At 58.1% G+C, this 632-nt stretch carries 1 protein-coding gene; it reads right to left on the reverse strand.

Translation table 11 applies throughout. The features are described from left to right. Positions 1–290 (reverse strand): hypothetical protein (locus tag E5W70_RS32635; RefSeq protein WP_292665493.1); only part of this gene is annotated, 290 nt, incomplete at its 3' end. Positions 291–632: the final 342 nt, after the last annotated feature.

The raw sequence follows: 632 nt of genomic DNA on the forward strand, positions 1-632 counted from the left end.
GAGAAGAGGTCTTCGCAGGTAAATACACTGTGCCCGCTGCGAGGTAACACGCCGCGACTCGCGCCATGACTGGACAGGTCTCGGCTGTTCAGGGACGGCTTGTCAATGATGGCCATGATCACACGGCTAAGGCTCTCAGGACTGATCGGCTTCCCGCACTGGACAATGCTGCCGAAACGCGATGGATCGCACTCCTTGCTGCAAGGCTGAACAGCGCCTTCGCGCTCGGCGTTGTGGACGCTCTTTCCATACCCAATGTTACGCAATTTGATAGCCGGATTCGTGCGCAACGTCTGCTTTCTGGCAGTCCCCTAATTGCGCTTAAATGTCCGACTTGGGGCGCACAGCAGTCGTTCATCAAGTGTGCCGAGAACGACGGGAACGGGTCAAACTCCTGACGTTTAGCTGGACGCATGGAAGGTCGCGAGCCGAATCCGTTCCGGTCATTGGGTTCGACCACACAATGGCACAAGTTGACCCAAATGATCATGCGCGCGACGATTATCGTCGCCCGCCAGCTAACCTGTACTCGACTTCCACCTCGATGGGCCCGCCAGTGTCCCCGAGGTCACGCTGTACTTCCTCGCGCACGGCTTTGCGGGCCTCCACAGAGAGCGAGACAAAAGCTTGCC

Origin of the sequence: Mesorhizobium sp. (assembly GCF_005063415.1) — a bacterium.
Classification (GTDB): domain Bacteria; phylum Pseudomonadota; class Alphaproteobacteria; order Rhizobiales; family Rhizobiaceae; genus Mesorhizobium.